Below are 15,767 nucleotides of genomic sequence, written 5' to 3' on the forward strand. Positions count from 1 at the left end.
TGCAGACATTGCTAGACCCGAGTTCACCTGACCTGAAATTAATGCGGCACCCTTGCTAGCATTAACCTACAGGTTAGAGCCTTAGCAAGGAACGAGTTCCTCACCTGGCTGATTAGGATTAGAGCCAACCTTCTGAGCTTGTTGAACGGGCAAGGTTTGTCCCACTTCATCCAATACACCCGGTTGATCTTTAAGAGTAAGCATTTCTCCGTTTTGGATCACAACCGAGCTAGTACACTCTGGACAGTTGTAAACCTGATGAGATTGGCCGTAGGATGCTTCCACCTCATCTACCAACTCTGGATGAGCTAGGTAGAAGACAACAGCTCGTTCAACAATTGTTGACATAGGCTCTGCATCGACTGCCGCCCGAATTTTCAACTTTCGATGCAGCTCCGGTGAAAGATACAACGTAACCTTTTGCTTATCTTGCATATAACTTCCAGTTCTACCCGGGTATGTATCTGTCAGAATATCGACTCTTATTCGTACTGTCAAGACAGCAAGACGTTATGACAGCAGTATTGTTACATCTGTTTACAAAACCAGGTTATTCACTAACTCTCGACCCCAAGAAGGCCCACCACACGAACACAAGTCCTAGATTGGCTCAGGTAACAAGATTGGCTGGGCTGGCTATGAGCTTGGTTTTCCTGATCAGTTGTCGGAGCTTTGAGGCATCACCCCCAGGCAGTTGGCAGACTTACCGCAACCCTCGCTACAACTTTGAGTTTCCCTTTCCCAGTAATTGGATTGCCGAGCCACCTCCCGACAATCAAGACGGGCAAGCGTTTCACGACCCCCAAAATGCTCAAGCGGAGATTCGAGGCTGGGCAGCTCATCAAATCAAGCCGATCGCCAAACCAAAATCGGGTACTTTACCCTCACTAAAGCCCAACTTCACAACTGAGCAGGGTTTACCGGGTGAACTCCAAGTCAATATTGGCCCAGAGATCAGTTCGATGAAGCTGGTCTTAGAGCAGGGCGACATTCGCTACAACTGGCAAGGGCGATCGCCAAGTCAGCAGTTTGATGACTACTACCGCTTCTTTTATTACAGTGCCCGACAATATCGAGTTCCACCTCCACCCCAACAACCCTAGATTAAGGCCCTTAGAGTCAGGCTCCTAAGATAGCGAAACTTAAACTTAGTTATAGTTATTTCAGAAATTAAGTTAACAACTAGACAGAAATTTAAACAGACTGAGTAAAATAGCAAATATCAAGTTCTCAAGTGCCATATCTCAACCAAACCCCTTTGGGCCAAGGGTTGATAGTACTCGAACTCATCTGTAATTTACACCCCTCACTAATTATCCTTTAGCAGTAGGTCAAAACGGAGTTGTCAACGAGAGCACCCTTAATCGAAAAAAAACAAAATCGTGATTTACCCCAAATCAACGAGCGCATTCGATTTCCCAAAATTCGGGTCATTGATACTGATGGGGCACAACTAGGTATCCTTACCCCTCGTGAGGCTCTGCAAATTGCAGAGGAGAAAGAGCTGGATTTGGTCCTGGTTAGTGATAAAGCCGATCCTCCGGTCTGCCGGATTATGGATTACGGCAAATTTAAATTTGAACAAGAGAAAAAAGCTAGAGAAGCTAAAAAGAAGCAGCACACTTCCGACGTAAAGGAAGTAAAGATGCGCTACAAAATTGAAGAGCACGATTACAACGTCCGCATTAACCAGGCTGAGCGTTTTCTGAAGGCAGGAGACAAGGTCAAAGCGACGATTATGTTTCGGGGTCGGGAGATTCAGCACAGCGACTTAGCTGAAACCTTGCTGATGCGAATGGCAAAAGATTTGCAAGAAATGGCTGAAGTGCAGCAATTCCCCAAGAAAGAAGGACGCAATATGATGATGTTGCTTGCGCCCAAGAAAGCATAGGCAGTCAGCATCCTTGGAGCAAAATAGGTGTAGCAAGTCTCTATTGGAGCCTCGCTGCTTCTTTTAGTTCGTTATCGCTTCAACCGTAACGGTGAGCCAGTCGCGATCGCAAAGTCACGGATGCCATATCATGGATGCCATATTTAGTGGCTCCAGCTGCCTCTAAAGCTAAATACTATTAAGAAATTCAAAGAACAAGGTGGGTTTATTGCCAACCTTGTTTTTTAATGTCATGACACTTCAAGTCACAACAACGTGCCTATTTCAATTCCATTTGCTTTCTAATTGCTTTCTAAAATAGAGCTGGATTTGGGCACCCTAGAGAGAACGCGGTTCTGCTCAAATTTGGTAAAAGACTGGTCAGTCAGTGTCATCCATCGACCTTGGCTCCAGTCGTGTAATCTCTAAGCATGCCCTTACTCTCAACCCCCTCTTGCCCATCTTGCATCAGGATCATGGATAAAAGCTTCGGGAATGGGTTCCACACCTTACAGAAGATCTCAATCCGCGCCCCTGGCAAACAAAACTTGCTGTAACAGATTCAGGGGAACGAGAGTGATAAAGCATGTTTAGATGAGAATCAACTCAACCAGGCTGCGATAGAGGAAATCAACGCTACATGACGCTAAAAAATCGGTGGCTTGCTAAAAATAGCCTTGGCCAAAAGCTACTGCGATGGGTCAATCTCCGCCCAGAAGAGAGCGAGCGTACGATGTTGATGTTTGCTTTTTACACCACAACCTCTATCGGGTTGCTCTGGTTAGAAGCAAGTACAGTCGCTTTATTCTTAAAAGAGTACGGAGCCGATAAGCTACCTTGGATTTATATTGCTAGCGCCGGGATTGGTTCAGGATTAGGATTTCTCTATTCTTGGATGCAGCGCATCCTACCGCTACGCCGCGTCATTGTTTTAACTGCTTTATTAATGGCAGTTCCCTTACTCTTATTTCGCTTCGGTCTCAATGTTGAGGATGGAGCCACAATTGGCAGCCTTACCGTTCTCAGCCTGACAGTTTTGTTGATGCGGCTCTGGCTAGAGGCGATTTACGTCCTTAACGATCTCAACACCTCAATTACGGCCAACCAACTTTTTAATATTCGTGAAATTAAACGAACATTTCCACTCATTAGTAGTGGAGTTTTGGTGGCGGATGTCATTAGTGGTTTCTCGTTGCCATTTCTCCTGTCTTTTATCAAAGTTGCAGATGTAATCTTGATTGCCTGCTTGGTTATGGCGATCGGAGCAGGCGTCTTATTCTACTTGAGCCAAAGTTACAATCAGTTTTTTCCAGAGGCTCCCCGCAGACGCTTAGAGGAAGCTCATCCCGACCAACTTACGGCTCGTCGGCTGAAAGGGCCGTTGCGGCGATATGTAGTTTTGCTATTCGCCTTCTTTATGATGGCGCAGGTGCTATTTCTGCTTGTAGATTTCCAATTTCTCAGTCAGCTAGAAAACCAAAATTTATCAGCGCAGGGATTGGTTGGTGGCATTGCTAGCTTTTTAGGCCTTTTTAATGGGGTGCTAGGCGTTTTTGAATTGGCAACGCAGTGGTTTGCCTCTAGTCGCGTAATTGAGCGGATTGGAGTGTTTACTGCAGCCATGGTTTTACCGATCGCCATTATTGTTTTAGGCTCTTTTTCCATGACGGGTCTGGTGCCCCTTTTTGTAGGCTTAGTAATCCTCAAGTTTCTGGATGAGTTGCTGCACTATACCTTATTCACCAGTACAGGGCCTGTCCTCTTTCAAGCCTTACCTGAGAGCGTCCGCAGCGGGCTACAGTCTCTAGTGAGAGGAATCGCTGAACCGATCGCGACGGGCCTAACGGGACTCAGTATTTTAGGGATTATCTGGTTTTACAAAAATACGGATCTTGCCATCCAGTTGCGAGATTGGATCTTTTTGGCCCAAATCATTATTCTGGCAGCCATTTGGCTCTTTACTGTTTGGCTGCTGCGTAGCCGCTATGTAGGGCTCCTGGTGGTGGGAGCAGAGCGAGGGCAACTTAGCATTTCTGATGTAGATTTGCGGGAGCTGAAGCGAGCTGTGATTGAAACGCTCAATCGCCCTGGCACAGAAGCAGACAAGCGCTCTTGTATTGAGTTACTGAGCCAGATTGATCCGCAGAATGTAGGTGACGCGCTGGCTCCACTGATCGCAAATCTGCCGCCCGCCTTGCAGCGTCAGAGCTTAGAGGCCATGTTGGTGTATCCCAATGAAGCCTATCTCAGTCAGATTAGAGCTTTAATTGAGCAACCTTTGTTCCCCGAAGTGCTGGCAGTGGCGTTGCGCTACATCTGGCTCACAGAACGAGAACCTGATATTCGGCAATTGCGGCCTTACTTGCGCCCAGAAGTTGATCCGGTGGTGCGAGGTACGGCGGCATCTCTGATGTTGCGGCGAGGCACCCCTCGACAGAAGGCGGAGGCTACCAATACGTTGCGGCAAATGCTGACTCACAAAAAAGAGCGCGAACGGGTGATGGGTTGTCGCGCTTTGGGTGAGGCGGTTTATCTCCAAGCGCTGCGGCTTTACATCCCCAACTTGTTGCAAGATGAATCTTTGCGAGTCCGTTGTGCTTTGCTGGAGGCGATCGCTGCCACCCATTTAGATGAATACTATCCTTCGCTACTACGGGGCTTGCACTACAAATCGACTCGTGAAGCAGCTATGCGAGCCCTGGTCAGGCTGGAGGATGAAGCCATTCCTTTGTTGGTGGACTTAGCCGAGGATAGTCATAAACCAGACTTAGTCCGCATGCAGGCTTGGAGTGCGATCGGTCAAATTGGCACTCACAAAGCTTTAGACGTGCTAGTGGCTCATTTGATGACCGCCTGGGGAGCCACTCGACGTAACGTTCTAAGAATTTTGTTAAAAATTCCCCATGAGCAGGGTATTGATGCCATCTCCGATCGCTTGGGACGGAGTGGGGTAGAAACCCTGATTGATCAAGAAATGCTGTTTATTGGACAGCTCTATGCTGCCTTAGTGGATCTCAATTCTGAGCAGATTTTAGGCGGAGAAGCAGATTTACTGCGTCGGGCGTTAGAAGATGTGCATACCGATGCAGTAGAGCGCCTATTTTTGCTGATGAAGGTGTTGTATCCCTTAGAAGCGATTCAGGCAGCAGCACTCAACCTGCAATCCGCCTCGCCTTCTAGTGTGGCTCAGGGCTTGGAGATCTTAGACAATACTTTGGATATTGCCAATAAACGCGCTTTGTTGAGTGTGCTCGATCGCCGCCCTGAATTGGATAAGCTGCAAAGCCTTTCGAGTATGGTGGTCTATGAACCGATGAGTGCTAGCGATCGCCTGCGCTACCTGTTAGATTTGCGCTATTTTCTACCCGACTGGCCTTTAGCCTGCTGTTTTCATTTAGCGCGTCAGGCTCGCTGGAGTCTCACATCCGAGCAAATTCTAGCTTGTTTGCGCTACCCCACGGGATATGTCCGGGAGGCCGTCCTGACTTATTTGCAGGTTGCATCTCCTAGAGCCCTCAAAGAGCTTTTGCCCAAGCTGACTAACGATCCAGATCGACTGGTAGCGGCTCAAGTCCAGCAGATGATGGCAGAATTGGGCTTAGCGACTCCTAAAGCGCACCCCAACGGCTCCAAACCCCCGGAGCAGCCTACCAACTTTTCGGATATAGCGGGATTTGAGCCTATTTAACCTTCTACCTATCCAAACTCAAGGCAATTAACAACGTTTACAGCCGTCTTTTAGCCCTCTGTTTTCTCACTAAATTTCTATTTCAACTTAAGCCCGATGTGAACTCATCCGTACCCTAAACTTTATGTTAACCAGCGTCGATCGCCTGCTTTTTGTTCGAGGAGTACCTATCTTTAAGGAACTACGGGATGATTTTCTCGTTAGGTTAGCCTCCATTATGGATGAGCTCTCTTTTCCGACAAAGCACACCATCTTTAAAGAGGGGCAGGAGGGGCGATCGCTTTACATTGTGGTGTCTGGTCGAGTTCGGGTGCATCTAAGCAATCAGGATTTGGCGCAGTTAGAAAAAGGCGCTTGCTTTGGGGAAATGTCTTTGTTTGATGCCGAGCCGCGTTCAGCTTCAGTTACAACCCTGGAGACTTGTGAGTGCTTGGTTCTGACGCAGCAGCAGCTCTACGACGCCATTGATGAGACTCCTGGCATCGCCCTCAATATTATTCGGCTGTTGTCCCGCCGCATTCGGGAGCTAAATCAGAGGATTAACGCTCAAGACGCCGAAAATCAAAAGTTACTGTCTTTGTACAATCGTCACGTGAACAGTTTGCAAGATAACCGTCTGCCCTCTTCCTACTAAGCTTTCGCGATGGATTGCTGGAATTGAGCACAGGAACGCACAAACTGAGCGGCTAATTCGGGTCGGCTACCCCAGTGGAGATGCAGATAAGACGCATGAACTTGATGCGATCGCCAGCCTTCCAGACTGGGTGCTTCCTGCGACGATTGATCATAGCGCCAAGTTTGAAATAGGGGTTGGGGCGTGGTTGCAGCTAAGGTGGAGCGGTGAAATTCGTGACCGCAAACCATTGTTCCTGCCGTGACTAAGGGGCTGGTTTGTTGCGCGATCGCTCGTCGGTAACCCAGAGTTAAACGCCCTCCCATCACAGCGGTAGTCGGCAAAATACCAACCATTGGCCAAGATTGCTGATCAAACCCTTGAATCTGCTGGCACAAATACATCAACCCACCACATTCGGCGTAAGTGGGCAACCCCGCTTGAATTGCTGCTCGTACCGCATTTCGTCCAGAGGCATTATCTGCCAATTGCTCAGCAAAAACTTCAGGAAAGCCGCCACCCAAATAAAGCCCCTGCGCTCCTGTAGGCAAATGAGGATCGCTCAGAGGACTCCAAGGAACCAGTTCCGCACCTAGTTGTTCCAGACAGTCTAAGTTATCGGCGTAGTAAAAATTGAAGGCGCGATCGCGAGCCACGGCAATTCGCACTTGAGGCTGCGGAAACGAGTTTTGGTCTTGACCATGACTCTGTTCAGAAAGCTGAGAAGATGGCGCATTGAGCAACGGTAACAGGGTTGACCAATTGAAGCAGGTTTCGCCTAAGTCAGCGAGTCTGTCGATTAATGAGTTGAACTGATCTAACTCTCCGGTAGGGACTAAACCGAGATGACGGTCGGGGATGGTGATCTCTGCTTGGCGACGCAATACTCCCAAAATCGGCAAATTGAGCGGCTCCAAAGCTGACTGCAACAGTTCTAAATGGCGATCGCTGCCCACTCGGTTTAGGACCACACCAGCCAATTGAAGGCGCGGATCAAAAGAACGATATCCGTGGGCGATCGCGGCGACAGAACGCGATAAACGGCTGCAATCGAGCACCAACAAAACTGGAATATTGAGCAGGCGGGCAATATGAGCTGTGCTGGCCCAATCTTCTGACCCACTGGCACCATCAAATAGGCCCATCACCCCTTCAACTAAGGCACAATCCACCCCAGCTACATGACGGGCGAAACATTGCTGAACATAAGCTTCTGAAGTAAGAACCGGATCAAGGTTGCGGCAAGCCCGACCCGTTACCCGCGCATGAAACATCGGGTCAATGTAGTCTGGACCGACCTTAAAAGATTGCACCTGCAACCCTCGCCGCTGCAATGCTGCCAACAGCGCCAAAGTCACCGTGGTTTTGCCAACCCCACTTCTTTCACCCGCGATCGCCAAAGCCATAACTGAACCATAAAAAATAAGGTGCTAGCCAGAAATCACCCCATGATGATCTTGCTAACACCTTAATAAACTAACTCAGGTATTTACTCGGCTGAACGCTCCTGCAATTTAGCAATTTGAGCTGACACGGCTAGGCTTTCTTCGTACAGTGCATCCCGACCCCAACTTTGAAGTTGTTGACTGAGCAGATTCTCTGCTTTCTGGTCCAATAGGGATGAAACCTGCTGAATTCGGCAGGCTTGGGCACCGCCCCCCGATTCCATCCGCATACAACCAGAGGTTTCAGAGCAAAGCACTGTACAACAATCAGCATTAAGATTCGTCGAAGTAAGACGCAGGGCCATCAAGTCACCTCCCACATCCCCATAATCAGCCGTGGGCATTCCTGCTAATTCTGCTTCGATCGGGCGCTGATCAGCCGCAACAAACCGCACTCGCCGCAAATCGTAGTCGCCTCCTTCGTACTCATAAGAGACGGGATGCCACTGGAGCCGACTTGCTAACCAACCTAGAAACATTAAAGCTTGGGTCGGATTTCCTTGCTCGTAGTCAATGGTGACGCGATCGACTTCTGTTAAGGCAGCCCGACGCTCCGGGGGGTCAAAAGCCTCCGCAGTTAATTCCTGCCATGGGGCCAGCCGTCGCCAGTTCAGGTCAGCCACATGAGTTCCTTGTTCCAGAAGGCTTTGGACTTTGAGCAGGCCAGTTTCTGCTTCCAAGAAAGTGCTGGAGTCTACAATCACACAGGTAGAAAAACCTGCTAACTGCCTAAATAAGTCTTGGTTAGGCTCAGGCGTCGCTTTCCACCACAGAAACTTTGGCAGGTCACTAATCAACAAAGAAGAAACCAAACTACTAGATCGGTCTAGCGCTATTTCTGTACCTCGCAGAGTAATGTACTCACAACAAATCAAAGTACTGCGGCTTTGCTTTTGCACGGGGCAGTAAGCAGAAACTTGAGCTGTCACCCCTTCATCTTCTCCAGAAACGGGGAATAGAGCGATGATGCGGCAAGGATTTTGGCTGGCGATCGCATCTGCCACCCCTGCCCCTCTAGCATCTCTGGCATAGGAAGGGCTGACCGAGGAAGATTCACCACTGGCAGCACTCGTACGCTTTTTGGTGAGTTCCTCCTGCAACTTTTGTAGTATTTCGGAAGTGGCTTTGCCTGTAATAGGTAAACCATAGGTTTCCTGGGCTGTCCTCAGAGCTGCTTCCATGCGAGGACCAGTAATGCCATCAATCGGCCCCGTATAAAAACCGAGGTCAGCAAGTAAGTGCTGAGTTTCCTCCGGTTCATAAACGATCAAACTAAAAGTAGCGGCCCTCGTCGCCACAGGAAAGGAGCCATCATCACCTGTAGCACTATAACTTTGCCAAATCTTACCAAGTTCCCCGTCAATTTCGCTGAGCGAAACATCTTTGGGAGCTTGCAGAGAAACAACAGGAGAAGACTGTTTAGCCATAGGATTTATTGGGGTAGTTAGGGTTCAGGAATCAGCGTTTTGAGGTTAGAGATGTAGTTCAGTGCTCTCGATGCTGGCTACCAAAAAACTACGGCCTCCGCCAACGATTGCCATCACGGTTCAGCAACAATTCGGCTTCGGCTGGTTCCCACGTACCCGCTTCGTAAGTAGGGATTGAGGTGGGGTCAGTGGGAGATTCCCAAACTGTTAGGGCGGGAGTCACGACTCGCCAAGCTGCTTCCACTTCATCCGCGCGGGTAAACAGGGTTTGATCCCCCATCATGCAATCCAGCAATAGGCGATTGTAAGCATCAGCATTAGAAACGCCAAAGGTAGAGCCGTATTGGAAATCCATATCCACTGAGCGACTCCGCAAGCTCGGCCCTGGCATTTTGGCATCAAAGCGCAGAGAAATCCCTTCATTCGGTTGAATTCGTAGCACCAACACGTTGGGGTTTACTTGCTGCGTGGCCGACTGGAAAATTAAAAATGGCACTTCCCGAAACTGGATAGCAATCTCTGTGACCTTCTTGGGCAACCGCTTCCCAGTTCGCAAGTAAAAGGGCACGCCTTGCCAGCGCCAGTTATCTACTACTAGCTTCATGGCGACATAAGTCGGCGTGGTCGAGTTGGGATCAACTCCTGGCTCTTCGCGATAACCCGCAACTTGCTTGCCCTTCATCCATCCGGCTGTGTACTGCCCCCGAATCGCGGAAAACTCTAGGTTATGCTCGTCGGCTAAATGCGTCGCCTGAATCACTTTGACTTTTTCGGTGCGGATACTGTCGGCATCAAGAGAGTTAGGAGCTTCCATTGCCGTGAGTGAAAACAGCTGCATCAGGTGGTTTTGCACCATATCCCGCAGCGCCCCAGAGCTTTCGTAGTAGCCCGCCCGATCTTCAACCCCTACCGTCTCGCCAACTGTGATCTGTACGTGATCGACAAACTGACGGTTCCACAATGGCTCGAAAATAGCGTTGGCAAAGCGAAACACAAGGAGGTTTTGAACGGTTTCTTTACCCAAGTAATGGTCGATGCGGTAGACCTGCTCTTCTTTGCAAACCTGACGCACTACTTGGTTGAGAGATTGGGCCGAGCCTAAGTCCCGCCCAAAGGGTTTTTCGATCACCAAGCGGCTTTTCTGGGGATCGGTCAGCATGTTGGCTGTGCCCAACTGCCGAATCGCTTCACCAAAGAATTTGGGAGCAACCGCTAGGTAGAAAACTCGATTGCCTCTGGTGCCTCTTTTGCCATCAAGTTCCCCTAAAAATTCTTTGAGCTTGAGATAACTGTCTGGATCATCAATATCGCCAGAGCAGTAAAACAAGCCTTGAGCAAAATCTTGCCAAGCCTCTTCTGAGCCCACCCCATCAGAGAACTGATCAATCCCTTCCCGCATTTGCTCGCGGAAGTAGTCGTGACTCCAAGGCCGACGAGCCACCCCAACAATAGTCATTTCAGAAGGTAGCCGCCGTTCTCGCTTGAGTTGATAGATAGCGGGCACTAACTTGCGCTGCGCCAAATCCCCTGAGGCACCAAAAATAACCATAATCAGGGGTTCAGGAATTCGTTCCTGCTGCAAACCGACGCGCAGAGGATTTTCGAGCAAAGTCACCATATTAGAATTGGCAATGAATTAATGAGTTAAAACTTAGTAATTAGCACTTAGGCAGTTGGAGTTTAGCTTTTAGCACTTAGCTTTTAGCCATTGGCTGGAGCGATCGCAATACTTTTAGCGAAGAGAGCTGACACTGCCTCTGGCGCTGTCTTCAGTTGCTAAACCGAAAAGCCAACTGCCAACCGCTAAAAGCTAAGCACCAACCCTGCTCTACACAGGAGAGAGAAGATTGATTTTTTCTTCCAACGCCTGCATCAGCGAATGGAAGGGTTGAACGAACTTATCAAGCCCCTCGTGTAACAGTTCGGTCATGACTTGGTGGAGGTCGATATCGATGTCGGGATCTTTCAGACTTTCAATCAGGTTATACGCTTGGTCTACATCAGTTTCAATGCGGCTCGCGACATCACAGTGATCCACACAGGCATCAATGGTGCTGGGAGGCAGGGTGTTGACGGTGTCAGGCCCCACTAGACCATCCACATACATGACATCACTGTAGTCGGGGTTCTTCGTTCCAGTGCTCGCCCACAGCAGACGTTGCACATTCGCGCCTTTGGCTGTTAAAGCTTGCCAGCGATCGCTCTGGATGATCTTTTTGTATTCTTGATAAGCAACTTTGGCGTTGGCGATCGCGACTTTACCTTTCACCGCTCTGAGCTTGGCTTCTTTTTCGAGGCGATCGACCCCTGCCTTCAGTTGGTTATCAATGGCCTCGTCCACTTTGATGTCAATGCGGCTGAGGAAGAAACTGGCAACTGACGCTAGTTTGCTGATGTCTCCACCCGCAGCAACTCGCTTTTCTAGACCCCGAATGTAAGTCCAAGCGGTTTCGATGTAGCTGTCAACCGAGAACAACAGGGTGACGTTGACGTTGATCCCTTCGCTGATCACTTGCTCAACGGCAGGTAGACCTTCTGCGGTACCGGGGATCTTGATCATGACGTTCTCACGACCAATTTCGCGGTAGTAGCGACGGGCCTCTTCGATGGTTTTTTGCGTATCGTTGGCGATCGTGGGAGGAACTTCAATGCTGACGTAGCCATCCAGGCCACCGGACTCATCGTACACAGCGCGAAAGATATCGCAAGCATTCCGAATGTCATCAAAGATCAACGATTCATAGATCTCTTGCAGAGGCTTGCCAGCCCGCACTCCTGCTTCAATATCGGCATCGTACATGGCATTACCGATAATCGCTTTCTCAAAAATAGCTGGGTTAGAGGTAAGTCCCCGGATGCCTTGCTCTTCAATCAATCGCTTCAGTTCACCGGATTGAATCAAATCACGGGCCAAGTTATCCATCCAGATGCTCTGACCTTGATCTTTGATTTCTAGTAAATGGTTTGTAGTCATAACAGTCCTTATTTAGTTCCTGATTTAGTTCCTGAAAATTACTTGTGCGTTGAGGCTTAGGGTAGCTAGTTATCGTTTGGCTGCCATCAACCTTTCGTCTTGTTCGCGATCGCGCTCCTGAATAAAAGACTCGACCAGCGCCACATCTTCTTTACTGCCAATGAACAGAGGGCTGCGGGCATGCAGCTTGTCAGGCACCACATCCAGAATGTCCTGAGTGCCAGCACTCGCTCTCCCCCCGGCTTGCTCAATCAAAAAGGCGAGAGGAGCAGACTCATACAGCAACCGCAGCTTGCCTTCTGGCTTTTTCACGGTGCCTGGATAGAGAAACACACCACCCTGGAATAGGATGCGATGAATGTCTCCAACTAAAGCGCCGCTGTAACGAGCTGTATAACCTTCGTGACGGTGCATGTAGCGGATATAGTCCCGAATCGATTCTTCCCACTGCCAGAAGTTGCCTTCGTTGACGCTATAGATGGAGCCGTGATCTGGAATGCGAATGTTTTCGTTCGATAAAATAAACTCGCCTAAGCTGGGATCAAGGTTAAACGCATGCACTCCCTTACCCATCGAATAGACCAGCATCGTGCTAGGGCCATAGAGCACATAACCTGCCGCAATCTGCTTCCGTCCGCTCTGGAGTAGGTCGCTGGCTGTACCGTCATCTTCTCCTTCCTGTTGGCAAATCGCAAAGATAGAACCCACATTGATATTAATGTCTACATTGGATGAACCATCAATGGGGTCGTAAAGGAGCGTATAGCGACCAATGGGACAGTTTTCAGGGATGTAGTAGGGTTTTTCCATTTCCTCAGAAGCGAGGCGACAGACTAACCCACTTTGCTTAAAGACAGAGATGAAAACATCATTAGCATAGACATCCATCTTCTTGACGGTTTCTCCCTGGACATTGATGTCTCCTGTAACTCCCAGGACGTTTTCCATCAACCCAGCACGACTGAGACGACGAGCAATCAGCTTTGCAGCTAAGCCAATCCGATTCATGATGGCACTCAAGTCTTGAGCGTCGGCGGAAAAGCTATGTAATTGCTGTAATACGTGGCGGGATAAGGTCGTGCAATCGCGATCCAGGCTATGTTCTTCCTGAGCCAAAGGTTGTTGAGTATCAACCACGTCTTCTCCTCCTGATCTAGTGAGTATTAGTAAAGAACTCACTGAGTTCAAAACCTGGCTATTTCTGCCTTCTATCTTAGAGAGGGATTCCCAAACTGGAATCTGACTTTAGGTAAACTACAGAAACTGAGATGAAAGTATTCACAGTGTCACCCCTGAGAGGGCGATCGCTAGGAGAATCCATTCCGGTCAGCTGCAACCGTGTTTCTCTAATCTTGTTGTCAGGTGTAGGGGCTACTGCAATTTCTATCGCTTCTATCCCTTGTCGTAAACTTACTTCATAAACCTAGGGGTGAGCAGTCACTGACCTCTCTTACTTCTATTCTAGAGAGCGAATTCTCTAACTAGCTTTTAACTAGCCTTTAGCCACTGGGACTACCGGATAGCAGTCTCATCGAGATTGTCCGATGCTAAGCGATGCAGTGGGATATACAACAGTCAACCTTGATACAAAACCCAGAGGTTTACGGTTGAGATTCTAGATTCAGAAAAGCCAGGTTGTTTAGACTTTGCAGCGATCGCAGTGCCCACAGTGAAAGCTAGTTGCCTCTGATGCGAAGCCAAAAGCGCTTAACAAAAACTGCCACCGACATTGCCGAGTGCCTAAATAATCCGTCATTTGAGCCATTGCTTGAGCCATTACTTGAGTCTGAAGTTGGCTCGAAGCAGCAGAATTCTGGCTGGTAGAGACGATCGCGTAATGAAAGGGGTCTTGCCAACGCAGTTGTCCAGCAGCTTGCAATAGAGAAAGCGCGATCGCCCCGTCGGGAAACTGCCGTGATACCGCTTCTACGGTGCCTTGGCGGGGGAGTTTGTGGATTAACTGACTAGCCGTTTGCTGTTGCGATCGCAGCTTATCAGCAAAAAATTGACGACGTTGTTTATCCCCAGAATCCAGCCATCCTGTGGGTTCGCTCACCAATGTCAATGCTGTTGCGGGTTCTCCGTCTCGTCCCGCTCGGCCAATCTCCTGTACGTATTCTGACAATAGGAAGGGAACGTGAAAGTGGATTACCCAGCGACAATCTGGCTTGTTGATCCCCATGCCAAAAGCACAGGTGCAAATCACAAATTGGGTTTGTCCGTGCAACCAAGCTTGCTCAATGGCACGACGCTCCTCCGGGCTCAACCCGGCGTGGTAAGCAGCGGTGGCATAACCTGCTTGCTCTAGCCAAGTGGCTAAACTTTCACTATCGCGCCGAGTGCGGACATACACTAAACCTGCTTGCTGTGCTCTCGCTTGAATGAACTGCAAGAGTTGCTGTTTGCGATCTCTGGGAGTCCAAACGGTTTTGACCAACAAGTGTAAATTATCGCGGTAGGGATTGCAGCGAAAGACCTGCGGTTGCCGCAATTGCAAACTATGTTGAATAACTTGTTGAGTTTGGGGATCAGCCGTAGCGGTAAAGGCGGCGATCGCAATCCGAGTGCCTGGAGGCTTTGTCTTTAGCAGCGCTGGACGGACGGCACCGAGGCGATAGTAAGCGGGTCGAAGGCTTTCACCCCATTGCACCAAGCAGTGAGCTTCATCCAAAACCAAACTATTAATTCTCAAGGCTGGTTGGCACAGTCTTTCCCAAACAGCGGGACTTAGCAAGGTTTCTGGCGAGAGATACAGCAAACGCAGCTTTTGTTGTTCTAGTGCCCACAACGTTTGTTTGCGCTGTCGAATCGGCAGTTCACTGTGGAGTAAAGCCGCAGGCAGACGGCGTTTTTGTAGCTCTTGTACCTGGTTTTCCATCAGCGCTACTAAAGGAGAGACGACTAGCGTCAAACCAGGTTGCAGTAGGGCAGGCAGTTGAAAGCAAATTGACTTCCCCCCACCCGTCGGCATGATGATTAGAGAATCTCGCTGAGCCAACAAGCTTTGCACAATTTCACCCTGCGGCGGGCGAAAAGACGAATAACCCCAAACTGTTTCTAAGGTTTGCTGGGCTTGGTTGCAGGTAGTTGCTTGGACTGAGTTCATGGCTCTGCTCGCGATCGCGCCCTGGCTTAGCATGCCCAAACTCGCCTTGAGGCTATTACGGTACAGCAAACAGACCAGTTTCGGTGCAAACTGCTGAGAGAGATTGATCCCAGGCATCGGCAGGTAACTGGGGTAAGCGGGCGAAGTCGAACACGATCCCAATGGTGCGCTTGGTGGCCCAAGCAGGATCACTTAAAAGGCGATCGTAAAAGCCGCCTCCATACCCCAACCGATAGCCTTGGCGATCGCAAGCCACCGCAGGCACCAAAATTAAATCAACTTGATCAGCTGCTAAAGTCGGGCAGTCGGGATGAGGCTCAGTAATTCCGTAGGTTCCTGATTGCAAAGGCAAACTGCTGGTGGGGGACCAAACATGCCAAATCAGCGATTTACCGACGCAGCGAGGAAAACCCCAAACGCGATCGCTAGCTTGATTGATCAGAGGAGTTAAATCTGGCTCTTGGCGAAAACTGAAGTAAGCCAAAATGGTTTTGGCCTCGGTCAATAGAGAAGCTGCTTGTAGGTGGTGGCATAAACGATCGCTTTTAGCTCGCCAATCCTCCATTGTCATCGCTCGGCGTTGTTGCAATAAAAGTAGTCGTAATTCTGCCTTTTCAACTGAAGAGTTCGGCCCAAGATTCACG

General features: G+C 49.3%; 12 protein-coding genes. 4 read left to right on the top strand and 8 right to left on the bottom strand.

The genetic code is table 11. The features are described 5' to 3' along the window. Positions 1-81 precede the first annotated feature (81 nt). Complete coding sequence (locus KME12_22400) at positions 82-435, bottom strand: hypothetical protein (protein ID MBW4490540.1); 354 nt, start codon at positions 433-435, stop codon at positions 82-84. Between the two features lie 203 nt (positions 436-638). On the opposite strand from KME12_22400, the gene KME12_22405 reads away from it, so the two are divergent. From KME12_22405 to KME12_22420, 4 genes are all read left to right on the top strand, one after another. After that, a complete protein-coding gene (locus KME12_22405) occupies positions 639-1,103 on the top strand; it encodes a hypothetical protein (protein ID MBW4490541.1) in 465 nt (154 codons plus the stop codon). A gap of 239 nt (positions 1,104-1,342) precedes the next feature. Next, positions 1,343-1,891, top strand: coding sequence for a translation initiation factor IF-3 (infC, locus tag KME12_22410; protein MBW4490542.1), 549 nt, complete (start codon positions 1,343-1,345; stop codon positions 1,889-1,891). Between the two features lie 619 nt (positions 1,892-2,510). Next, complete coding sequence (locus KME12_22415; GenBank protein MBW4490543.1) at positions 2,511-5,558, top strand: HEAT repeat domain-containing protein; 3,048 nt, start codon at positions 2,511-2,513, stop codon at positions 5,556-5,558. A gap of 124 nt (positions 5,559-5,682) precedes the next feature. Then, on the top strand, positions 5,683-6,192 hold the full coding sequence (locus KME12_22420; protein ID MBW4490544.1) for a Crp/Fnr family transcriptional regulator: 510 nt from the start codon (positions 5,683-5,685) through the stop codon (positions 6,190-6,192). Here the strand turns inward: KME12_22420 and KME12_22425 are convergent. The 7 genes from KME12_22425 to KME12_22455 all read right to left on the bottom strand — a co-directional run bounded on the left by KME12_22425 (position 6,189) and on the right by KME12_22455 (position 15,694). After that, positions 6,189-7,577 carry a cobyrinate a,c-diamide synthase gene (locus KME12_22425; protein MBW4490545.1) on the bottom strand — a complete coding sequence of 463 codons (1,389 nt, stop codon included), beginning with the start codon at positions 7,575-7,577 and terminating at the stop codon, positions 6,189-6,191. The genes KME12_22420 and KME12_22425 overlap by 4 nt on opposite strands. 83 nt (positions 7,578-7,660) lie before the next feature. Further along, complete coding sequence (gene opcA / locus KME12_22430; GenBank protein MBW4490546.1) at positions 7,661-9,043, bottom strand: glucose-6-phosphate dehydrogenase assembly protein OpcA; 1,383 nt, start codon at positions 9,041-9,043, stop codon at positions 7,661-7,663. 88 nt (positions 9,044-9,131) lie between these two features. Beyond that, positions 9,132-10,661: a glucose-6-phosphate dehydrogenase gene (locus KME12_22435; protein ID MBW4490547.1), complete on the bottom strand. Its 1,530-nt coding sequence runs from the start codon at positions 10,659-10,661 to the stop codon at positions 9,132-9,134. A 210-nt stretch (positions 10,662-10,871) separates the two neighbouring features. After that, complete coding sequence (gene tal / locus KME12_22440; GenBank protein ID MBW4490548.1) at positions 10,872-12,017, bottom strand: transaldolase; 1,146 nt, start codon at positions 12,015-12,017, stop codon at positions 10,872-10,874. 69 nt (positions 12,018-12,086) lie between these two features. Then, positions 12,087-13,154: a class 1 fructose-bisphosphatase gene (gene fbp / locus KME12_22445; GenBank protein MBW4490549.1), complete on the bottom strand. Its 1,068-nt coding sequence runs from the start codon at positions 13,152-13,154 to the stop codon at positions 12,087-12,089. A 502-nt stretch (positions 13,155-13,656) separates the two neighbouring features. Further along, the gene (locus KME12_22450; protein MBW4490550.1) at positions 13,657-15,123 is read right to left on the bottom strand and encodes an ATP-dependent DNA helicase; all 1,467 of its coding nucleotides are present in this window, start codon (positions 15,121-15,123) and stop codon (positions 13,657-13,659) included. 55 nt (positions 15,124-15,178) lie between these two features. Next, positions 15,179-15,694, bottom strand: a complete 516-nt coding sequence (locus KME12_22455) for a 5-formyltetrahydrofolate cyclo-ligase (GenBank protein MBW4490551.1) — start codon at positions 15,692-15,694, stop codon at positions 15,179-15,181. Positions 15,695-15,767: the final 73 nt, after the last annotated feature.

The sequence above is a fragment of the Trichocoleus desertorum ATA4-8-CV12 genome (assembly GCA_019358975.1).
GTDB classification, from domain to species: Bacteria; Cyanobacteriota; Cyanobacteriia; order FACHB-46; family FACHB-46; genus Trichocoleus; species Trichocoleus desertorum_A.